The organism is Shewanella sp. BJSY2023SW007 (assembly GCF_047314525.1).
GTDB classification, from domain to species: Bacteria; Pseudomonadota; Gammaproteobacteria; order Enterobacterales; family Shewanellaceae; genus Shewanella; species Shewanella chilikensis.
The window spans coordinates 90,128-110,497 of the sequence record NZ_JBKORL010000071.1 but is presented as its reverse complement, the minus strand read 5'-3'; the positions used below and the strand labels follow the sequence as shown (position 1 = coordinate 110,497).

Genomic DNA, 20,370 nt, shown 5'->3' with positions numbered 1-20,370 from the left:
GTTGCGGCATCATCCGCAATCCGGCGAATGGCTCTTGGTTATGCTGCTTCGGGTATTATGCTAGCATTGTGACAATCCATCAGGCAAAACTCAATTATCCCGCCAATGAACCTTAGTCGTTACTCACTCTTGCTGTATCTGTTGTCGCCACTCTTACTGCTGTATCTGGCATTTAGGGCCTTGAAAAGCCCGGATTACCGTGGCCGGTGGGGTGAACGATTCGGCTTGTTCAAGGCCAAACCGACAGACCTGTTGATCCATACTGTTTCCATGGGGGAAACCTTGGCAGCTGTGCCGCTGATCAAGGCATTGATGCAAGCCAACCCTGATCTATCTGTCACGGTAACGACCACCAGTCCCACAGGTTCCCGTGAGGTGAATAAGGCATTTGGTGACACAGTGCAGCATTGTTATCTGCCGTTCGATCTTCCCTGGTGTGTGCGGCGTTTTCTAAACAGGCTCAAGCCTGCAAACCTGATTGTGATGGAAACTGAACTCTGGCCCAACTTACTGCATCAGGCCAAAAAACAGGGTGCCGGCATCATGCTGGCCAATGCCAGGTTGTCGGCCAAGTCGGCCGCCAAATACCAAAAGTGGGCCGGGCTTAGCCTGCCCATGTTGCAACTGCTGGATAAGGTGGCCGTGCAGACTCAAGCCGAGGCCGAACGCTTTATCGCTCTCGGCGTTGCCAGCGACAAGTTGAGTGTGTGCGGCAGCCTTAAGTTCGACCTGCAGCTGGATCAGCACAAGATAACTAAGGCCAGAGGCGAAAGGCAGTTGTGGGGGCGCGCCTCGTCCCCGTCCCCGGTATGGGTTGCCGGCAGTGTTCATCCTGGGGAGTTTGCCGCCATGCTGGAGTGCCATAAACGCTTGCTGGCGCTGTGGCCTGAGGCTTTGTTGATCATGGTACCGAGACACCCGGAGCAGTTCGATAATGCCGCCACGGCAATCAAGCAGGCTGGGTTTGCCTATGTGCGGCGCAGCAGTGGTCATGAGCTAGCTGCCGGGACTCAGGTGCTGCTCGGGGATACCATGGGGGAGTTACTGGGGTTATATGCCTGCGGCGATCTGGCCTTTGTCGGCGGCACCTTGATTACCAATGGCGGGCATAATCCGCTGGAGCCGGCGGCCTTGGGCTTGCCGGTCTTTGTCGGCCCCCATCATTGGGACTTTGCCGAGATAACCTGCATGTTGCAAGATGCCGGGGCCTTGCTGCAAGTTGAGGATGCCGCCTCGCTGGCGAGTGGCATAACGGCACTGTTGCAGGACAGCAACGCGAGACATCGTGCCGCCCAAGCCGGCTTGGAAGTGGTCAGCAGCAACAGAGGAGCACTGCAGAAGCAATTGCGGTTGGCTCAGGCTTTGTTGTCAGCTGAGCCGCGGTAGCCTTCCAGCAGCCACTGCCAGTTATCTTCGGTAAATTGCAGCTCGGGCTGTTTGCGTTTTTCTTTGTTGAAGGAACGCAACAGCCTACTGAGATTGGCCTGTTGCCAACCGTCGGCCGGGGTTCGCAGCTCTCCTCGGTCAAAATCAATCAGATAAAAGCCCTGGTCGCTGCTGAGAATATTCTTGGCGTTGAGATCGGCATGGTAGACACCACGCTGATGGAAACGGCCAATCAAGGCGCCGAGTTGTTGCCACTGAGGGCGCGACATGGCCTGTTTTTGCAGCAGAGCCACCAGATCCTCGGCACCATGAATGCGGCGGATCAGAATATCGGCCCGATACCAGAGACCGAAGCGTTCCACTTTGGCGGCAATTGGCTCGGGCACAGGTAAACCTTCTTCAAAGAGTTGCTCCAAGAGCGCCAGTTCTGCTACAGCACGGGTCTTGGGGACGCCGGTGAATAGGTAGGCATCTTTGCTGAACTTTTCCATCAGGCCGCCGCGCCAATAGTGGCGCAATACCCACTGCTGTTTCCCATGCTCGACAAACCAGGTGGTGTAACGCCCCTTGGATGAGCCGACAATCGCTTGCTGTTGCCGCCAAAAAGACTCGTCAAACCAGGTTTCATCCAGGGCTTGTGGGGCGGCATGACTCAGCGCCAGGCAACCCTTGGCGGTATTTTTAATCTGCATCGGCTATTTGTTCGTTATAAGCTTGGAACCTGGGTCTATTCTACATTAAGATCTGGGGTTTGCACCCAAGAAGCCGATTCTGTCCATGAGTCTTGACCCAGCGAAAATTCAATCTCTCTGTTTGCTGCGCCTGTCGGCGATTGGTGATGTTTGCCATGCCGTCGCCATGGTGCAGGCGATTCAGCGTCAGTATCCGCAACTGGCCATCACCTGGGTGATAGGTAAGATAGAATATCAACTGCTCAAACACCTGCCCGGGGTGGAGTTTGTGGTGTTCGACAAAGGCCAAGGCTGGAAGAGTTACTTCAATCTGCGGCGGGCGCTCAAGGGGCGTCGTTTCGATGTGCTGTTGCACATGCAGGTGGCGCTGCGGGCTACCATAGCCTCATTGATGATCCCCGCCAAGGTGCGCATAGGGTTTGACCGGGCCAGGGCCAAAGAGGGACAATGGTTGGTGACCAATGAACAGGTGGCTCCGTTGGCCACACCCCATGTATTGGAAGGCTTTATGGGCTTCGCTAAGGCTTTGGGGGTGACAGATCTTCAGCCTAAGTGGAACATTCCTGTGCCCCCTGCCGATACTGAGTTTGCCTGTCAGTTGATCCCTGATGGGGATAAGGCACTGATTATTTGCGCTGCCGCCAGTAAGGCAGAGCGAAATTGGTTGCCAGAACGTTATGCTCAAGTAGCCAATCATGCGCTGGGAAAGGGGTATCGTGTGTTGCTTTGCGGCGGTCCCGCTCCTATGGAGTATCAGCTTGCCGAGGCCATTCTTGAACATGGCGATGCGCGCATCGAAAACCAGGTGGGTAAGACTTCGCTGACGCAGCTTTTGGCGCTTTTGAAACAGGCGAGCATAGTCCTGGCGCCGGATACCGGTCCTGCTCATATGGCTGTAACCCAAGGAACACCGGTGATCGGCCTATACGCCCACTCCAATCCTGGACGCACTGGGCCTTATACCTGTTTGGATAGCGTGGTCAGTGTCTATGATGAGGTAATTGCCTTGCAATATCCAGGTGAGGTTCCCTGGGGTACACGCGCCAAAGGCGCGCATCTGATGGAGATGATCCCGGTGGCTCCTGTAATTGCCCAATTGGATCGTCTGTTGCCAGCAAGCGAAAGCACTTAATCAAGCGATCCACAACAATACTCCGGTCAATAGTAAGGAGCTTCTGATTAATGGTAAACTTCAGGCTTGATGGGCTCATCTGCTGACAAACATCAGTTGAGTGATGCAATGAGGGAGGATGGGGTTTTTCCATTTTATTTTAGGGATAATGTCGATGTCCGTGGCGCCAAAATTTCTGTTTGTACCTGTCTCCTGTGAAGAGGGAATAGGTGAATATATGCGTTCCACCATAGTGGCCGACGAGATCATGCAGCGTTGGCCCGGAGCACAGATTGAATTTGTGCTTAACAGTCGCGCCCCCTATGCCAAGTATTGCCCCTATCCAACGCATCTGGTTGACGACACTCCCACCAAGCGAGTGAAAGAGGTGAACCAGTTGATCTCAAAGTTAAAGCCTGATTTAGTGGTCTTCGATGCCGCAGGACGTAAGGCACAGCTGAAACATGCTTATCGCAGCGGTGCCAAGGTAGTTTTTATCAGCCAACACAAACGCAAACGTGCTCGTGGCATGAAGCTTGTGCGGGCATTGGTCACTGACAGTCATTGGGTGGTACAGCCTGAGTTTGTGATTGGCGATATTAGTCGTTTCGATCGCTTTAAGTTAAACCTGATTAAGCGGGCCGAGCCCATCTTTACCGGTCCTATCTTCGCTCGACCCGATAAAGTGTTGCAACAGCAGTTGCAGCAAGAATATAGCTTAAATCCCAAGGGCTATCTCCTCTATAGCGCAGGTTCTGGCGGTCATTATGTCGGCGCAACTCTGGCGGCTGAGCGTTTTGCCCAAGTGGCGCAGATCTGTTATCAAAAGATGGGAATACCCAGCGTCATGGTGTTTGGCCCTAATTATCCTAAACCTCTGCCTAGGTTAGAGGGTGTAGTGAGTATAGATCGGCTCTCCAGCGTGGAGTTTATCAACCTGCTTGATGGCGCAGTGGGCGCTGTGCTAAGCGGTGGCGATACCCTGCTGCAGGCGATAGCTCTTAAGGTGCCAACGTTGGCTGTGGCTGTTTCCAAGGATCAACCCAAGCGGATTGATAGCTGTGTGCAGCGGGGCTTAGCCATCAGCAGCGATATCGAGACCGATACCATGTGTACTCAGGTACAGCGCCTGTTGGAACCACAAACTGTAGCGCAGTTAGTTGCCAATATGGATAAAGAGGGGGAGGCCAAGGGGTTGGATATCTGCATAATGGAGATTGCGCGACTATTGGGGCTTGATTATGAGTAGTAAACGGATCGGCTTAGCTATAGACAGCCTCGCCGGTGGCGGTGCAGAGAAGATAGTCTTAACCCTGGCGACTGAACTGAAACGTTTGGGACATGAGCCGCATCTTTTGGTGCTGACCCCTCATTATGATTATGCAGTCCCTGAGGAAATTCCCTTGCATGTCTGCTTCGATGAAGGTGAGCGGCATATCATTGCCTGGTGGCGGTTGGGTCGCTCGGTTGCCAGGGTAAAGCAATGGTTCGATGAACTCGAACAGACTTATGGTGGTTTTGACCTTATTTTGTCTAATTTGGACAAGAGCAATTTATTGCTAACTCGTGCCGGCGTATCACCGCTCTATATTGTGGTGCATAACTCTATTGAAGAGGAGTTGAAGCGTGAGCGTAAACTCGGACTATTAGCTTACCTTGCAATGCTCAGAACCAAGCTGGCACTGAACGGCCAGGCGTTGATCACAGTCTCCAAGGGGATCGCTCAGGAAATTCGCCAGAGCGGGCGAATTTCTCCCCGCAGTATGCGTACTATATATAATCCATTCGATATAGAAGCGATAAGGGCAAAGGCTGCAGAGGAACACCCGGATATTCCCAAGGGGGACTATCTGATCCATGTTGGTCGTGTCGCACGGCAAAAACGTCATGACATACTATTTCAGGCTCTTGCCAAGATGCATAAGCCTTTGCCGCTGGTGCTGCTTTGTAACAATCCCAAGAAGGCGATGAAACTGGCCAGAAAATACGGCGTGGCCGATCGCATCATCTGTCCCGGGTTTCAGGCCAACCCCTTTCCCTGGATAAAGGCGGCGCGCCTATTAGTGCTAAGTTCCGATTATGAAGGCTTTGGTAATGTCCTGGTCGAGGGGTTATTGTGCGGCACACCTGTGATCAGTACCGACTGCCCCCATGGACCTGATGAGATTTTAACGGGTGAATTGGCTAAATATCTGGTGCCAAGACGGGATAGTAAGGCTTTAAGTCAGAAGTTGGAGCAAGCCTTGGAGTATTATCCGCCTTTTGCCGACAGTCAGATCCTTACGCAGGTGACTATCGACAAAATTGTTGCCGATTATCTGAGCCTCTGTGAGTCCTCTTAAGGGTAATGGAATAGAACTTTCACTACTTGCAGCCTACTTACTTAAGTTCTTGCTTGTTTAATCGTTTTACAAGCCCTGATATTACAGCCTCGTTGTTGGTGGGCTAAATATAAAGCATTAATAAATAATGCTTTATAAAGTTTTCCCTGCCTAGATTTATGTTCAACATATGCTCAATTGTTGATTAAAGGCTGAAATTTTTCTGTTTCACCATAGAAGTTTAGGATTTGCTTTTCCACTGCATTTGCGACTTGGTGTGGGGCAATAGAGCTTGCTTTACCTGTACCTTCAAGGATGATGCTATCCCCCAGTGGTTGCCAGAGCTTAAAGTCGCTGGCCATTAGAGTTACTTGAGGCTTAGACATACATACAGCGAGATGAGCAGTAGCTGTATCTACGCTTATAATTAGATCGCAAAGACCTATGATAGCTGGAAGCTCAAAGAAATTATTCAGTGCAGTAAAAGTCGTGATCTGTTTTGGATTTAAATCTCTATCTGCTCTTATCTCTGCAGTGACAGATTCAAGCTTATCTGGCGGTGTGTTGACTATGAATACCAGGTTGGCATATTTTGAATTCAGAAGCTGGATCAGTTGTTTCACTTGAGGCCAAGGGTAGTCTTTTTTCGTCGCCGTTGATAGGTGATTGATAAAAATAATGAGTTTATTTGAGTCACCCTGTGTGAGTGAGGTTATCACGGGTTGGACACTAGATTGATATTCTGGACTAATATTAATATCGAGTTGTTTGTTGCCGTTAATGAGATCTTTGGTATCTAATCCTAGAAATTGATTAAAGCAATGACCATAGAACTCTGTAACATGTGAGCTTTTTTTAGCTATATCACGGTAGTTGAGAATACCATCGAGTTTGCCAGCATGGATTTTACTGCTAAATAGATTTCTTAGGGTGTAGTTCATGGTGGCGACAACTACGGCTGTCGATGAGATTTGACGTGCAATCTTTGCAAATTGTTCGCTACGATTCTTCCCTACGAAAATGATGATATCGTAGTTTTTTTCTCGAGCGGCTTGGATTGCTGCTTGACGTTGATTCAAATTGCTCACTATGGGATAGACGTCGTCGAAATCCCCTATTGCATTTATCCATTCCGATAGAATTTTGTTGCGGCCTTTGGCCCAATCGTGGGGCTTACTGCGACAGTCATCAAACCAGATATCGATACTAAGATGAGGGTATTTTGCTTTAAAGGCGCGTAACCAAACACCTTGGTAGACAAAGTCACCAATGGCCAAGTGTGTCATGTACAAGACACGTTTAGCTTTCAGTATGCTTGAATGTTCAATTATGACAGACACAAGAATCTCTATTTTAGATAGTTGGTAAACTGTGTGAATTTTTTGTCAAGCTTAGGCGTTGCAAAAAGCCGCGCCAGGGCACGTTGCCAGTTAAGATATAGCTTGGTTAATTTACGTTGCTTCATCTTTTCAAGCCCCCCATGAGGGTTGATGTCCGATAGGCCCGTCAGATCGACTGAAACGCAGTATGGGATGAGTCCAAAAGGATAAATACCTAGCGTCCACCAGGATTTTAGGTGCCCATCAACTGGCTGTACCACATAAGGCATGTTTTTGATAAGTGCTTTCGCTCCTTTTTTACTCACTACCTGTGCTACAGCGCTAATTGGAAACTTATGATAGCTAATAAATTTGTGCTTATGGTAAGTATAAGCATTCCTAATATTACTCTGGCCACCTTTGCGGAGTGGATAAAGCTTAATGAAATCCCATTCTTTTGTGGGTAGGTTTCGCATTAAGTCGACCACTTCGGAGAAATTGTCTTCTAGGTAGATGTCATCCTCAAGGATGAAGGCAAAATCCAAGTCATCATCGATAATTTTTTGCCATGCTTTTTTGTGGCTAAGACTGCAACCGACCTCTCCTTTACTTAGCGCCCTGTAATAGTTTTTTTGCACTAATTTGGCAGGAGAAACCTGTTCAATTTCTTCATCTGTTAGTAGGTTGCCATCAACACCTTCTATGCGTTCGAAGGGGACTCCAACACGATTGAGTTGCTCGGAAATGCGGGCCATCCGCTCAGTAGAGCGGGCTAGATTGATAACGAAAACCTTATACTTCATCATGAGTTTTAGCTATTTCCTTAAATGGTGACGAAGGCTTTAGCCAAGGCACTGATGATCGTTCTCGGTAGCTTATAACGCTTATGTGCTTTGTCGATAAACAAGTCCCAGCCGTCACTTTTTATTTCTTTTAAAATGTCAGCATCTATTTGGTTAGCAAATATGTCGCAGAAGTCGTTTACAAATCTGACTTCACGTTTTAAAGAAGAGTTAGTATAGCCTCTACCAGCATAATGGATGAAGCTGGCTTGTTTATAATTTTCTGCCCCTAAAACATCCATGCGGTTAAACCGTGAAGATATGCTTTTATTTTTGAGCTTATCACGTTGTATCAGGTAATTTACATAAGTTTGTTCATAGTACTTTATGTGATTACAAAGTTTCTGAAGATCAGATAATGAGGCAATATCAAATACCGGACATTGGCGTGAAATTAGCATGCAGCCTAGGTTATAGTAGACAGGGCGTCCATTTACTTTTGGCCAGTCTTTTATTTCACCCATGATCGCAGAGATTTTGTCTATCACAGGTTGACGTTCTAGCAACTGTCCTTCATTAAATAGATAAATAGTATCTAGTTCATTATAAACTTCAAAAATGTTGTCAGCATCTGGAGTAATAATGATATCGGCATCCAGGTACAGTACCCTATCGTATTTTTTCAATAACTCCTTGATATATAACTTCTCTGTCCATGCAGGGCTGGCGGTATGTTTTGGATTTGTGATGGTGATTGGGTAATGGAGCTCCTTTGAAACGATAAGATCAGCACCGACTTTTTCGGCATATCTTTCGAAACTGAGTAACGCGGCACGGTACATGGGATTTTCATCACCAATAGCAAGCGTAAAAATAGCTGTTTTCAATTGATTGTCTTTCATTACAAATGGGCTCCTCAAGGCTTAATTACTGACCGATAAAGTGTTGCGCGGCCAGCCAGTCCAGATACTCGGGTACTCCTTGCTCGACTGTTTTAAAGGCCTGAGTATATCCAGCAGCCCTAAGCCGAGTGAGATCCGCCTGGGTATAGCTTTGATAGGCGCCTTTGAGCTTATCCGGGAAAGGAATATATTCGATTTCCCCCTTACCGTGATAAGCGATCACCGCATTGGCCACATCGTTGAAGCTCTGTGCTTGACCCGTACCACAGTTGTACACCCCTGAGACACTCGGATTTTGCCATAGCCAGAGGTTGACCTTGACTACATCTTCGACATACACGAAGTCTCTCAGTTGTTTACCATCTTCGAAGCCGTCGTGGCCCTGAAATAGGCGGCAGATGCCATTCGCCTTGATCTGATTGTTGAAGTGGAAGGCTACGCTAGCCATGCCGCCCTTATGTTGTTCTCTTGGTCCATAAACGTTGAAGTAACGTAGTCCGGCCACTTGAGTCGTGAAGCTATGTTGCCTGACATATTGATCGAAGAGGAACTTGGAGTAGGCATAGACGTTGAGCGGCTTTTCCAGCTCCCGCTGCTCGACAAACTTATCGCTGCCGCCGTAAACAGAGGCCGAAGATGCATAGATAAACTGGCTGCCGGTACGCTCACAAAAGTGGAGCAGGGTTTTGGAATACTCGTAGTTGTTAGCCATCATAAACTTGCCGTCCCACTCTGTGGTCGACGAACAGGCGCCTTGATGGAAGATCACTTCAACCTTGTTATCGAATTGTCCTTGGGTTATCTGTTCGATGAAGTCTGCTTTATCCAGATAATCGGCGATTTCACAGTCGGCGAGATTAAACATCTTGGTGCCGTCGGTCAGGTCATCTACGGCAATAATATCACTACGTCCTAAGTTATTGAGCGCTTTAACTAAGTTGCTTCCAATAAAGCCTGCGGCACCTGTGACTACTATCATAAGTATTTTCCAATTTTCGTGTGACTCATATCAATTTTGAGTCGCTAAATGTTATAAATCCGAGGTGAGTGGTTGGGGCTCACCATAAAAGGTATCTAGAAACTGTGCAATTTCCTGTGCCGCAGCGTCAAAATCGATTAGTGCCATATTTCGGCCAGTTTTTTTGCCTATCGGTGGAGTAAAGGCTAGACGCTTGTGGCTCTGGGTCAAAGTTTGCCAGCGAATCTTGGGCGCTGAACGCCTCCCAGCGTAAAACCCTACAGTTGGCACATCATGAAGCCCTGCGATATGTAAAGGGCCTGTTGAACCTGCGATAAACATGTCGGCAGCGACCAGTGATTCGGCAAAGTCGGCAAGGCCGGCTAAAGGTTTAGCCATTACCACTTTGACTCCATTAGCTTGTAAATCTTTATTGATTATTTGCGCTAATGCTTCTTCGTCACCGTTGAAGGTGAGTACAAACTTACAGTCGATTTTAGTATTGGCGTTTATCTGTGTTAATAGGTAGGCAAAGTCCTTTGGGGCGAGCGCACCGGATGACCCGCCTGTACCCGGATGAGCAAAGATTAACTTTTCACCTGCAGAATGTTCGTAATAGGCTTGCCATTTGTCTCGCACGGCTTGCTTATCCCAATATTGTTTGGGAAGTGCTGGGATACTGTATCCAAAGTGATTAAGGAAGTGCTCTACCAGTAGGCAAGCTCCACGCCAACAGGGCTCTCCCTTACGATACTGAACGTTGGCTCTATGTTTATAGAGATATTGGTACCAGTTATGCTTAGGAGCGAGTTTATAGGCAACATCTATGTGACGTAAGATTTTGTAGATACGGTATTCGGATTGAGAGATGAGAATTGCGTCATATTGCCTGGCGGTGATGGCTTCGCCAATCTCTTCGTCATTGCCGTTATCGACAATGACATGGTCAACATAAGGGCATACTTCAGCAAATGGCTTTACGGCTGGAGAGACAAACATTTCAATACTGGCTTGCGGTAAAGCATGCCTGAGTAAATACAGTGCAGGCCACATGAGGACAAAGTCGCCAATTTTATCGTGTTTGATGACCAATACTCTTTTTAACATATGAAAAAATCAACTCATTGTAAAAACTTAAGTGGTCCATTGATGTCTACATCCTCGCGAACATCAATGGATCACTCACGAAAAAAGGCGTGTCAGTATACCAATTTAAACTCCATAGATCTGTGTTTTCGTCTTTCATAATCAGGTTTCGTCTGAAAGATTTGCATGGGTCGCTAAATGCCTTGAACTCAGACTCTCCTGGGTACAACCGTTGTTAAGGATTAACCACACCGATTCGATGTCAATGGTTCAATCCTGGGAGAGAACTCGGTAAACTAGGCGCGATTACACCATCAACTTAGGGCAGAGAGTCATGTACACGAAAGCCATCTATCCCGGAACATTCGACCCTGTCACCAATGGGCATACGGATCTTATCCAACGTGCCGCTGCGCTATTTTCTCACTTGGTGATAGGTGTGGCGGCCAGTCCATCGAAGCAGCCTTGTTTTACTCTGGAAGAAAGGGTCGCCATGCTCAACAAGGTGACCTCACATCTGGACAATGTCGAGGTGGTTGGCTTTACCGGGCTACTGGTGGACTTTGCCAAAGAACAGAGTGCCAATGTGTTGGTTCGTGGGCTGCGCGCTGTGTCTGATTTCGAATATGAGTTCCAACTGGCCAATATGAATCGTCGGCTCCACCCTGAACTGGAGAGTGTCTTTTTGACTCCGGCAGAAGAAAACTCTTTTATTTCATCGACCTTGGTCAAGGAAGTCGCGCTGCACGGGGGCGATGTCAGTCAATTTGTTCATCCGGATGTTGCCAAGGCCTTGGTTACCCGAATCAAAAAGCAAGGAAGTTAATTTCAATGAGAAGTTTTTTGTACAAAAGCTTGGTACTGGGCATTGGCCTGGGAATGAGTACTATGAGTCAAGCGGCGCCTTGGGTTGATAGTTCTGACATTTATTTAAGAGCCGATATACAAGCGCTGGCCGATGCCGGGGTAATCACGGTTCCGGTCAATACCTATCCCTTGATGTGGGCAGGTATCGGTGCCGACTTGGCCAAAGTTGAGCCGGCCACCCTGACCCCGGCGTTGACCGACGCCTTTTCCAGGGTGAATTTTTACTATCGTCAGGCGATAGACAGTCGCGGTAATGCGGCCATCAAGGCAACGGCGGCAACCGATGCTGCCAGGTTTCAACATTTTGGTTCTGACTATCGTGAGGAGGGACAACTGAGTGCCTCCTATGAATATGTCGGAGAACGTTTTGCCTTCAAGGTTGCAGGAACCGGGGCATATGATGCTCAGGATGATGAGAACGCCCGTCTGGATGATTCCTACATGGCTGTGGTACTGGGCAATTGGATAGTGACCGCAGGCACTGTGCAGCAGTGGTGGGGCCCAGGGTTTGATTCGGCCTTGCATAAATCAAATAATGCCAGGCCCATGCCGTCTGTGATGCTCAGTCGCAACAATGCCGCTGGCTTTGAAACCCCTTGGTTATCCTGGATTGGCCCGTGGACCTTGACTACCGGCATCAGCTGGATGAACGACGACAGGGCCATTGAAGATACCCTGCTGTGGAATATGCGCGGCAGTGTCAGACCCTTCAAACAGTTGGAAATAGGCCTTTCCTGGACCACGCAATTTTGTGGTGAAGGCCAGGATTGTGATCTTAGTTCGTTCTGGGATGCTATTTCAGGGGGGACCGAGTGTGCCGATGGAGAAGCTAGCTGCGACCCTTCTATGAATTCCAAGGTGGGCAACCAGATGGCGGGCTTCGATATTCGTTATGCCGACACTCTGTTTAACGTGCCTTTCGGCCTTTATCTGGAGCGCACCTGTGAAGACTCCAGCGGTTCGGCGCCATGGCAGATTGCCGACTGTGCCATGCTGGTGGGTGCTGATACCCGCTTCAACCTGGCGCAGCAACAATATAAGCTGTTCTTCGAGTATACGGATACAATGGTAGCCTGTGGCAGCGACCCTAATGTGTTTAACTGTTTCTATGAACATAGCACTTACCTGAGTGGTTCACGTTACTATCAACGTTCTTTGGGCTCCACCTATGACAGCGATGCCAAGGTTTATGTGTTGGGCTTGGTGGGGCAATTTGCCGACAGCCACGGCATCAACGCTTACCTGCGCTATGCTCAACTCAATAAAGACGGCAAGTCTCCTGCTCATGGTTGGGCACCTCAGCCTGCCAAGGAAGACCTATTGATGTTGGAGCTCAGCTATCGAATGCCCTTGCTGAAGGGAATGATGACTTTTGGGGGAACCGCTTCCCGTTCGGAATTCGATACTGATAACGATACCGATGCCAGCCTATTTGGCAGTTACGAATACAGATTCTGAGAAATAACATCTTCCCCAAGCCGGCTTAGCCGGCTTTTTTTATGCCTGTAACCGGAATGTTATCAATGTTGGGTTTAATGGTTGCGTAAAAAGCGGCGTTGACATAATTTAGCCTTAAGAAACGACTTCTATGCTGCAGTTCATGCCTATGTTTCATAGGCTTGAACTGTTTTTAGGTCAGTATCCCGGGAGCTTATTTTTGATTTCAGTCGTAATACCCGCCAAAGACGAAGCCGGCAATATAGGCCCTCTCATTAACGAAATCTGTCAGGCCTTGGCAAGTACAATTCCATTTGAAATTCTGGTTGTGGATGATGGCAGCAGCGATAACACTGCTGAAGAAGTGTTACAAACCGTAGAGCAAAATGGCTGTGATGCCAGAGTTATCCGTCATAAACGCAGTACAGGCCAGAGCACGGCTATCTGCACGGGAGTGCGCGAGGCCAAGGGGGAATATATAGTGACGCTGGACGCCGATGGGCAGAATGATCCTGCCGATATCCCCGCTATGATCCGGCTTATCCCGCAAATGAGCAGTGCTGATTTTTGTATCGCAGGTTATCGAAAACACCGTAAAGACACAGCTTGGAAACGCTTTCAATCCCGTTTTGCCAACCGGGTACGCGATGCTTTGTTGCACGATGGCGTTCCGGATACCGGCTGTGGCCTTAAACTGTTTCCACGAGCCAGTTTTCTGAAACTTCCCTATTTCAACCATATGCACAGGTATATTCCGGCGCTTATCCGCCGCATGGGGGGAGATGTGCGCATTTCCGTGGTTAATCACAGAGACAGACAAGCCGGTATTTCAAAATATACTGCTTGGAATCGACTCTGGGTGGGAATCGTCGACATCTTGGGGGTGATGTGGTTGATCCGCCGGGCCAAAATTGCCGAGATAGACAGCATTGAACACAGCCGCCGGGATTAAGTTGAAGCGTTTGCTAAAGACACTGTTGTTGCTCTCTGTCTTGCTTGGGCTGATGTTGGCCGTTCAGGCAGGCTGGTTTGAGCATCTCACCGACAGTAATTGGGTTGCCAACTTTATTCAGCGCCAAGGGAGTGGTGGACTGGCGTTACTGTTTGCTGTGGGCACCCTGTTTACTGCCGTGGGGGGGCCAAGACAGATCATTGCCTTTGTCTTCGGTTTTGCTCTGGGGGGGGCTGTTGGCGCCCTGTTTTCTACTTTTGCCGCCTTGGCGGGTTGCCTTCTCAGCTTTTACTGCGCCCGCTTGACGGTACGCGAATTCTTGCAAAAACGTTTTGGTATACGGCTGCAACGTTTTGAACGGATGATCATCCATCGCACCTGGCTCAAAGTATTAATGATCAGGCTGTTACCTGTGGGCAGTAACCTGTTGACTAATCTTTTCGCCGGGGCAACCCGGGTTCCTGTCGGCGGTTTTTTGCTTGGCAGTTTCATTGGTTATTTACCGCAGATGCTGATCTTTGCCTATGCCGGGGCCGGTTTGGGTTTGTCTGATCAGTATCAACTTGGCATCAGTCTGGTGCTCTTGCTGCTTTCCAGCTTTATAGGAACTTACCTTTACCGTAATCGCCTGAGTCGTCAGGTGGATGATTTGGTCACAGATAAACAGGAGCTTTGATGAATTGGCTGCGTAGCTACTTTGACAGTGATAGTTACACCAGGGTGTTTTGGGCATTGTTCTGGCTGACCCTGTTTATTATGTTGCTGGGAATTGGATTCCGCTCTCCCTGGCCTGCTGACGAACCCAGATTTGTCGAAGTCGCCAGAGAAATGGTCAGTAGCGGTCAGTGGTTGTTTCCCAGTCGCGGCGGCGAATTTTATCCTGATAAACCGCCGGTTTTCATGTGGGCCATAGCACTTTGCTACGCCTTGATTGGTGATCTCAAGCTGGCTTTCTTGCTGCCCAATGCTCTGTGTGGTTTGTTGACAGTGATGCTGGTCTACGATCTGGGCGCCAGACTTTGGAATGTTCGCACCGGGCGCAATGCCGCTCTGCTGCTGCTATTGGTGCCGCAATTTTTGATGCAGGCCAAGAATGCCCAGATAGATGCCATGGTGATGTGCTGGGTTACTTTAGGGTGTTATGGTCTATTGCGCCATTTCCTCAAAGGGCCGAGTTGGGGCTGGTATTTCGCCGCCTGGGGCTTTATGGGGTTGGGGGTTATCACCAAGGGGGTTGGCTTTCTGCCTCTGCTGTTGCTGTTGCCGTTGGCATTTTACAGCTGGCAACGAGGCTTATGGCGAGAGAGCTGGCGCTGGCGGGCGCTATTGGGGCCGGTTGTTATGCTAGCCGTAATTGCGCTCTGGTTGGTTCCCATGATACTGACGGTTCAAGCATCCGCGAGCCCGGAGCACCTGGCTTACATGAACAATATTCTGTTTAAGCAGACGGGTGAGCGTTACGTTAATGCCTGGGATCATATCAAGCCTTGGTATTTCTTTGTTTTCAGTGTCATTCCCTGGCTCTGGTTCCCACTGCCTTTATTGGCATTGGCTTACGGAAAGCGACTCTGGGCAGCTATTAAGGCAGATCCAGGCATTGCCGTCTTGCTGTTATGGGTCTTGTTGGTGGTGGTATTTTTCAGTATCAGCCCCGGCAAGCGCAACCTCTATATTTTGCCGGCACTGCCTATGGCCGCGCTGGCCATTGCGGCTGCACTGCAGAAGGCACAGTTGTGTCTGTGGTTTGAGCGCTTGGTTTCCGCCTTGCTGTGGTTGTTGGGGGGGGGGCTGCTGACTTTAGGCGTGCTGGCATTGCTGCACCATCCCAAATTGCTCGAGAGGTTGGCGGACTATACCGATGATCTCACAGGTATCGGCTATCTGTTTATGGTGCTCGGTTCCTCCTGGCTAATTTTGATTTGGTGGTTAAGGAAGCAGCCTTCGCTGTTCAGGGCTGGCGCTGTAACTATCCTGGGATGGCTTCTGGTCAGTACCTGGGGCTATCTTTTACTCGATGAAATACGTACTCCCAAGGCCTTGATGCAGCATACTGCCGAGGTGATAGGTGAGGAAGCCGAGCTTGGGCTGATCCGCTTCAAGGAGCAGTTTATTCTGTTTTCTCCCATAAGTATTACCCATTTTAGCTATTTGGCATCCACCGCCGAGCAGGAGCGCCGGGCCTGGCAGTGGCTGCAACAAGGTAAACAACGTTATCTCCTGGTTCCTGGGTGGGTAACCCTTGAATGCTTTGATTTGAGTAAGGGTCAGAACATGGGCTCGGCTCACAGGCAAGATTGGTATTTGCTGGCGGCATCGGCGAGTTTACCCGAGTGTCAGGAACCCAAGACCATGGTCAGTTACTACACGCCGCATCCGGGACAGTGGATGCGGGAATAGTCTTGAGTCAGCGCGTTTGGCACAGGCTGCAAAACACTGTGGTGCGCTGTCCCAGGCGTATTTCGGATAACATATGGCCACATTGGGTACAGGTTTCCCCACCGCGGCCATAGACGTGCAGCTTCTGGGCAAAGTAACCCGGTTTACCTTCGGCATTGGTGAAATCTTTCAGTGTGGTGCCGCCCTGTTTGATGGCCTGAGCCAGGATCAGCTTTATCTCGGCGACCAGCACTGTCAGCCGCTCTTTATCTACTTTACCGGCCTCGGCCTGCGGGTGGATCCCGGCGGCAAACAGGGCTTCGTTGGCATAGATATTACCGACACCCACCACAATGGCATTGTCCATCAGACAAAGTTTTATCGCCTTCTTCTTGCCTTTGAGCGCCGCGTGCAGTTGCTCGACATTGAAGGCATCCGTTAAAGGTTCGGGGCCCAGTTTGGCCAGCAGCGGATGTGCCGTTTCCGGCAACTCGCACCAGAGCCAGGCACCGAATCTGCGCGGATCGTTGAACCTCAGCACCCGGCCGTTTTCCAGCTCCAGATCTATATGATCGTGTTTCTCCGCCGGTGTGCTACGGGGCAAAATCCGCAGGCTGCCGGACATCCCCAGATGCACTATGCAGGTACCTGCATCTGTATCCAGCAGTAGGTATTTGGCGCGGCGGCGCACGGCTCTGATGGTCTGTCCTATGATATTGCGGGCCGTTTCGGGTACCGGCCAACGCAGTGAAGGATTACGAACGATAAGGTTACTGACGGTCTGATCAACAAGATACGGCGCAACCCCGAGGCGGGTCACTTCCACTTCCGGCAATTCTGGCATAAGGCTTTCTGCTCTATCAGCTTGTGGATACACTCAGCAGAGGTATAACACCACTTCTGAGGCTAGGGGGAATAAGATACCAGTTCCCGGCGGCAGATTTAAGCAGTCCCTGATGGGGGTAGAACAGCCAAAGTTGTGGCTCGGCAGCACCGCTGACTTTCAACAGCAACTCTCGTGGCCGCTCATCTTGGGTGAGTTCAGGCTTACTGGCTAATGGTGATACCCGAATACTGAGCCAGGCTTGACTCCAGTCGGCGCAATTGAGCACCTTGGGATCACACTGCCATTGGCCATTGGCGGCCTGTGCCAACCAGATCCCGCCCAGTTGCAGCTGCTGCAGTTCAGTATGGCTGTCAAACAGTTCGCGGGTATCGGGCACTGAGTTCATGCGTTTATCCAGCAAGGTCAGTACCGACACCATCAGGATGGAGGCCAGAATAATGATGTTATTCCACTGTTTGCGGGTCAGTGCCATGGGCAAGAATGTTTGGTTGAGGTCGAATCGCCAGTGTAGCACGGTGGCAGGTATCAGCCACCCGTGCTGTTCATAAACCTCAGGATCTGCACCTGATTGGGATCGTCGAAGTGATGCTCTTTGGGCTTGCGCTGAATCGCCTCGAAGATAGCCTGCTTCAATACGTCTATATTACCAGGATGGCTGCGGATGATCTGCTTCAGATCCAGTGAGTGTTCGTTCCCCAGGCACAGCAGCAAGCGGCCTTCGGCCGTGACTCTGACCCGGTTGCACTCATGGCAAAAGTTATGGCTGTGGGGTGAAATAAAACCTATATGGATAGGGCTGTCGGCCATGCTGTAGTAACGTGCCGGGCCGCCGGTACGCTTGGATGACAGGCTCAGTGGCCAGCGTTGATTGATAATTTCCCTGACATCACTGCTGCTCATGTGCCTTGGCAGAGAACGCTCTTCCATCACACCCAGAGGCATCTCTTCGATAAAGGCGATGTCCAGCTGCTTTTGACGGCAATATTCCAACAGATCGATAATTTCGTTTTCGTTGCGTCCCTTGAGGATCACGGCGTTGATCTTGATCCTGTCAAAGCCGGCTGCTTTGGCGACATCTATGCCCTTGAGCACCCGCTCCAGTTTGCCGTTACGGGTTAGGGTGGTGAAGAGTTCGCTCTTTAGAGTATCCAGGCTGATATTAAGGCGGTTCAAGCCGGCGGCTTTCAGCGCCGGAGCCAGCTTGGCCAGCCTGGAGCCGTTGCTGGTCATGGAAAGATCCTTGAGCCCGGGTAGCGCCGCCAGCTGCGCCACCAAGCGGTCGCAATCACTGCGTACCAAGGGTTCGCCGCCGGTGAGGCGTATCTTGCTGACGCCAAGCTCGGTAAATGCGCGGCCGATAAAGGCCAGTTCCTCCAGGCTCAGTACCTGTTCCCGCTCCAGAAAACAGGGATCTTCACTCATGCAATAGATGCAGCGAAAATCACACCTGTCGGTAATGGAGAGGCGCAGATACTCTATTTTGCGGCCAAAGCCGTCACTCAGGCTGTTCAAGGGCAGCCTCAGAGCAGGTCTGCAAACGGGTGTACATAGACGGTTTCACCCGCCTCTATGCGTTCATCGGCCTCGCCGATGATCACCAAGCAGTTGGCCTTGACCATGGAGCTGAGCATGCCTGAGCCCTGGGCACCGGTCGTGCGTACGTGTAATTGGCCGTCATCTCCCAGGGTCATGATGCCGCGGCTGAATTCGGTGCGGCCGCTGCGGCTGCGCATGGCTTCATCGGCAATCGCCGGTAATAGTCTTGGCTGCCAGCTTGGTTCACCGGCCAGTTTACGCAATGCCGGTTGAACAAACATCAGGAAAGAGACCATCACGGCCACAGGATTGCCGGGCAAGCCGAAGAACAATGTTTGGTCTATCTTACCGAACGCCAATGGGCGTCCCGGGCGCATATTGATACGCCAGAAGTTGATTTCCCCCAGCTGGGCCAGCACTGTCTTGATATAATCGGCATTGCCGACGGACACCCCGCCCGAGCTGATAATCACATCGGCCTGATTCGCCGCCTGGCTCAATGTTTGGCTCAGAACGGCTTCCGAGTCTTCGATGATCCCCAAGTCCAGCACTTCACAGCCAAGGCGTTTGGCCATCGCCTTGATGGTATAGCGGTTGGAGTCGTAGATGCAGTTGGCCCTGAGCTCAGTGCCGGGTTGGCTGACTTCATCGCCGGTGGAAAATACGGCAATTCTGGGGCGGCGTTTGAGGGGCATCTCAAACAGTCCCAGTGAAGCCAGCAGGCCTTGTTCGGCAGCGCCTAAACGTGTGCCACTGCCAAGGGCCACGGCACCTTGGGCTATATCTTCACCCGCCAGACGCACGTGCTGGCCGCGATAGATTTTGCCACTGAAGCTGACCTTGCCATCGGTTTCGGTGGCAAGCTCTCTGGGTTGAATGGTATCTGCGCCAAGAGGAACCGGCGCACCTGTCATAATTCGTACCGCTTCACCCGGCTGCAACTGGCCAGAATATTGATGACCGGCTAGCACTTCTCCTTTCAGTTCAAAGGATTGTGACATATTGTCTTGAAACGCGAAGGCGTAACCATCCATTGCCGAGTTGGTCTGCTGCGGTACGTTCACCGGTGATATGGCGTCCTGGGCCAGAATACGGTTGTCGGCCTCATCGAGCGTCAACAGCTCTGTCTCTGTGACGGGTTTGACTTGCTCCAGGATATGGTCGATGCCCTGACGTACCGACAGATTTTGTTCGCTGCCGAGCTCACAGGCACTTAAGGGCAGGGCTCTTGCTGAAGAGGACTTGAATTCGGGGCGATACTCGCGAACATACTGCTGCACAAAATCAGCAATTTGCGCCACATTGTTGAGATCCAGGCGGCGGATCTCCCCCGGCAGCTTGGTTTCATCACAGCAGGCGATTGCGAGGATATTGGGATCCTCGGTATGGATAAAGGGTTTGCCATGGGCGGCTCTGTGTAATTCAATCTTGGGCAGCGCCAGTTTCTTGAAGCCTTCCACCAACACCAGGTCGGCCTTGTCCTGTTCCAACTGGCCGAGTAGATGCAGCAGGTCCGGATCTCTGTCCAGCGGATCTTCAGTCATCAAGGCCCAACGCACATGGGAGGCCACCAACATCTGTCTGGCGCCGGCCTTGCGCATCTCATAGCTGTCTTTACCCGGCTCATCAATATCAAAGTTGTGATGGGCGTGCTTGATCACTGCCAGTCTTAAACCACGACGATTCAGCTCAGGGATCAACTGCTTCAGCAGCGTGGTCTTGCCTGTGCCGCTGTAGGCGCAGAAGCCCAACACGGGAATGGACAGGGGATTGGTAAAGACAGTGCTCATAAAAACCT

General features: G+C 50.4%; 19 protein-coding genes. 9 read left to right on the top strand and 10 right to left on the bottom strand.

Going from position 1 to position 20,370, the window contains the following annotated elements; all coding sequences use genetic code 11:
* Positions 1 to 105: 105 nt before the first annotated feature.
* Positions 106 to 1,386: a lipid IV(A) 3-deoxy-D-manno-octulosonic acid transferase gene (gene waaA, locus ACMHXE_RS11460; RefSeq protein WP_101053268.1), complete on the top strand. Its 1,281-nt coding sequence runs from the start codon at positions 106 to 108 to the stop codon at positions 1,384 to 1,386.
* On the opposite strand, the gene ACMHXE_RS11455 is transcribed toward waaA, so the two are convergent.
* On the bottom strand, positions 1,356 to 2,078 hold the full coding sequence (locus ACMHXE_RS11455; protein ID WP_101053266.1) for a 3-deoxy-D-manno-octulosonic acid kinase: 723 nt from the start codon (positions 2,076 to 2,078) through the stop codon (positions 1,356 to 1,358). The genes waaA and ACMHXE_RS11455 overlap by 31 nt on opposite strands.
* Before the next feature lie 85 nt (positions 2,079 to 2,163).
* Here ACMHXE_RS11455 and ACMHXE_RS11450 point away from each other — a divergent pair, with 85 nt between their 5' ends.
* The 3 genes from ACMHXE_RS11450 to ACMHXE_RS11440 all read left to right on the top strand — a co-directional run bounded on the left by ACMHXE_RS11450 (position 2,164) and on the right by ACMHXE_RS11440 (position 5,531).
* A complete protein-coding gene (locus tag ACMHXE_RS11450; RefSeq protein WP_101053264.1) occupies positions 2,164 to 3,210 on the top strand; it encodes a glycosyltransferase family 9 protein in 1,047 nt (348 codons plus the stop codon).
* A gap of 154 nt (positions 3,211 to 3,364) precedes the next feature.
* On the top strand, positions 3,365 to 4,438 hold the full coding sequence (locus tag ACMHXE_RS11445; RefSeq protein ID WP_229839740.1) for a glycosyltransferase family 9 protein: 1,074 nt from the start codon (positions 3,365 to 3,367) through the stop codon (positions 4,436 to 4,438).
* Complete coding sequence (locus tag ACMHXE_RS11440) at positions 4,431 to 5,531, top strand: glycosyltransferase (RefSeq protein WP_101053260.1); 1,101 nt, start codon at positions 4,431 to 4,433, stop codon at positions 5,529 to 5,531. Before ACMHXE_RS11445 ends, ACMHXE_RS11440 begins: the two co-directional genes overlap by 8 nt.
* A 173-nt stretch (positions 5,532 to 5,704) precedes the next feature.
* On the opposite strand, the gene ACMHXE_RS11435 is transcribed toward ACMHXE_RS11440, so the two are convergent.
* From ACMHXE_RS11435 to ACMHXE_RS11415, 5 genes are read right to left on the bottom strand one after another with little or no spacing between them, the layout of a single operon-like run.
* Positions 5,705 to 6,850 carry a glycosyltransferase family 9 protein gene (locus tag ACMHXE_RS11435; protein ID WP_101053258.1) on the bottom strand — a complete coding sequence of 382 codons (1,146 nt, stop codon included), beginning with the start codon at positions 6,848 to 6,850 and terminating at the stop codon, positions 5,705 to 5,707.
* Between the two features lie 8 nt (positions 6,851 to 6,858).
* Positions 6,859 to 7,635, bottom strand: coding sequence for a glycosyltransferase family 25 protein (locus ACMHXE_RS11430; protein ID WP_101053256.1), 777 nt, complete (start codon positions 7,633 to 7,635; stop codon positions 6,859 to 6,861).
* A gap of 17 nt (positions 7,636 to 7,652) precedes the next feature.
* Positions 7,653 to 8,513, bottom strand: a complete 861-nt coding sequence (locus ACMHXE_RS11425; RefSeq protein WP_224866810.1) for a glycosyltransferase — start codon at positions 8,511 to 8,513, stop codon at positions 7,653 to 7,655.
* A gap of 25 nt (positions 8,514 to 8,538) precedes the next feature.
* On the bottom strand, positions 8,539 to 9,492 hold the full coding sequence (gene rfaD, locus ACMHXE_RS11420; protein WP_101053254.1) for an ADP-glyceromanno-heptose 6-epimerase: 954 nt from the start codon (positions 9,490 to 9,492) through the stop codon (positions 8,539 to 8,541).
* Positions 9,493 to 9,543: 51 nt separating this feature from the next.
* Positions 9,544 to 10,578, bottom strand: a complete 1,035-nt coding sequence (locus tag ACMHXE_RS11415) for a glycosyltransferase family 9 protein (protein WP_101053252.1) — start codon at positions 10,576 to 10,578, stop codon at positions 9,544 to 9,546.
* Positions 10,579 to 10,891: 313 nt separating this feature from the next.
* Here ACMHXE_RS11415 and coaD point away from each other — a divergent pair, with 313 nt between their 5' ends.
* From coaD to ACMHXE_RS11390, 5 genes are all read left to right on the top strand, one after another.
* Entirely contained in the window at positions 10,892 to 11,383 is a 492-nt protein-coding gene (coaD, locus tag ACMHXE_RS11410) for a pantetheine-phosphate adenylyltransferase (protein ID WP_101053250.1), read from the top strand.
* 5 nt (positions 11,384 to 11,388) lie between these two features.
* Complete coding sequence (locus ACMHXE_RS11405; protein WP_101053248.1) at positions 11,389 to 12,882, top strand: capsule assembly Wzi family protein; 1,494 nt, start codon at positions 11,389 to 11,391, stop codon at positions 12,880 to 12,882.
* 199 nt (positions 12,883 to 13,081) lie between these two features.
* A complete protein-coding gene (locus tag ACMHXE_RS11400) occupies positions 13,082 to 13,813 on the top strand; it encodes a glycosyltransferase family 2 protein (protein WP_101053311.1) in 732 nt (243 codons plus the stop codon).
* Position 13,814: 1 nt separating this feature from the next.
* A complete protein-coding gene (locus ACMHXE_RS11395; RefSeq protein ID WP_071475709.1) occupies positions 13,815 to 14,489 on the top strand; it encodes a TVP38/TMEM64 family protein in 675 nt (224 codons plus the stop codon).
* Positions 14,489 to 16,210 (top strand): ArnT family glycosyltransferase, encoded by a 1,722-nt coding sequence (locus tag ACMHXE_RS11390; RefSeq protein ID WP_101053246.1) that lies wholly within the window; start codon positions 14,489 to 14,491, stop codon positions 16,208 to 16,210. Before ACMHXE_RS11395 ends, ACMHXE_RS11390 begins: the two co-directional genes overlap by 1 nt.
* 7 nt (positions 16,211 to 16,217) lie before the next feature.
* Here ACMHXE_RS11390 and mutM read toward each other — a convergent pair whose 3' ends face one another.
* Genes mutM through ACMHXE_RS11370 form a run of 4 tightly spaced genes read right to left on the bottom strand, consistent with a single transcriptional unit; the run spans position 16,218 to position 20,362 of the window.
* Positions 16,218 to 17,033, bottom strand: a complete 816-nt coding sequence (mutM, locus tag ACMHXE_RS11385; RefSeq protein WP_045283807.1) for a bifunctional DNA-formamidopyrimidine glycosylase/DNA-(apurinic or apyrimidinic site) lyase — start codon at positions 17,031 to 17,033, stop codon at positions 16,218 to 16,220.
* 16 nt (positions 17,034 to 17,049) lie between these two features.
* Positions 17,050 to 17,508 (bottom strand): hypothetical protein, encoded by a 459-nt coding sequence (locus ACMHXE_RS11380; RefSeq protein WP_101053244.1) that lies wholly within the window; start codon positions 17,506 to 17,508, stop codon positions 17,050 to 17,052.
* A gap of 53 nt (positions 17,509 to 17,561) precedes the next feature.
* Positions 17,562 to 18,548 (bottom strand): GTP 3',8-cyclase MoaA, encoded by a 987-nt coding sequence (gene moaA / locus ACMHXE_RS11375; RefSeq protein WP_101053242.1) that lies wholly within the window; start codon positions 18,546 to 18,548, stop codon positions 17,562 to 17,564.
* Positions 18,549 to 18,556: 8 nt separating this feature from the next.
* Positions 18,557 to 20,362, bottom strand: a complete 1,806-nt coding sequence (locus ACMHXE_RS11370; RefSeq protein WP_101053240.1) for a bifunctional molybdopterin-guanine dinucleotide biosynthesis adaptor protein MobB/molybdopterin molybdotransferase MoeA — start codon at positions 20,360 to 20,362, stop codon at positions 18,557 to 18,559.
* Positions 20,363 to 20,370: the final 8 nt, after the last annotated feature.

Coding starts and splice junctions, on each gene's coding strand:
- waaA (WP_101053268.1), top strand. CDS start 106: ATGAACCTTAGTCGTTACTCACTCTTGCTGTATCTGTTGTCGCCACTC.
- ACMHXE_RS11455 (WP_101053266.1), bottom strand. CDS start 2,078: ATGCAGATTAAAAATACCGCCAAGGGTTGCCTGGCGCTGAGTCATGCC.
- ACMHXE_RS11415 (WP_101053252.1), bottom strand. CDS start 10,578: ATGTTAAAAAGAGTATTGGTCATCAAACACGATAAAATTGGCGACTTT.
- ACMHXE_RS11440 (WP_101053260.1), top strand. CDS start 4,431: ATGAGTAGTAAACGGATCGGCTTAGCTATAGACAGCCTCGCCGGTGGC.
- ACMHXE_RS11445 (WP_229839740.1), top strand. CDS start 3,365: ATGTCCGTGGCGCCAAAATTTCTGTTTGTACCTGTCTCCTGTGAAGAG.
- ACMHXE_RS11425 (WP_224866810.1), bottom strand. CDS start 8,513: ATGAAAGACAATCAATTGAAAACAGCTATTTTTACGCTTGCTATTGGT.
- coaD (WP_101053250.1), top strand. CDS start 10,892: ATGTACACGAAAGCCATCTATCCCGGAACATTCGACCCTGTCACCAAT.
- ACMHXE_RS11405 (WP_101053248.1), top strand. CDS start 11,389: ATGAGAAGTTTTTTGTACAAAAGCTTGGTACTGGGCATTGGCCTGGGA.
- mutM (WP_045283807.1), bottom strand. CDS start 17,033: ATGCCAGAATTGCCGGAAGTGGAAGTGACCCGCCTCGGGGTTGCGCCG.
- ACMHXE_RS11450 (WP_101053264.1), top strand. CDS start 2,164: ATGAGTCTTGACCCAGCGAAAATTCAATCTCTCTGTTTGCTGCGCCTG.
- ACMHXE_RS11390 (WP_101053246.1), top strand. CDS start 14,489: ATGAATTGGCTGCGTAGCTACTTTGACAGTGATAGTTACACCAGGGTG.
- ACMHXE_RS11430 (WP_101053256.1), bottom strand. CDS start 7,635: ATGATGAAGTATAAGGTTTTCGTTATCAATCTAGCCCGCTCTACTGAG.
- rfaD (WP_101053254.1), bottom strand. CDS start 9,492: ATGATAGTAGTCACAGGTGCCGCAGGCTTTATTGGAAGCAACTTAGTT.
- ACMHXE_RS11370 (WP_101053240.1), bottom strand. CDS start 20,362: ATGAGCACTGTCTTTACCAATCCCCTGTCCATTCCCGTGTTGGGCTTC.
- ACMHXE_RS11380 (WP_101053244.1), bottom strand. CDS start 17,508: ATGGCACTGACCCGCAAACAGTGGAATAACATCATTATTCTGGCCTCC.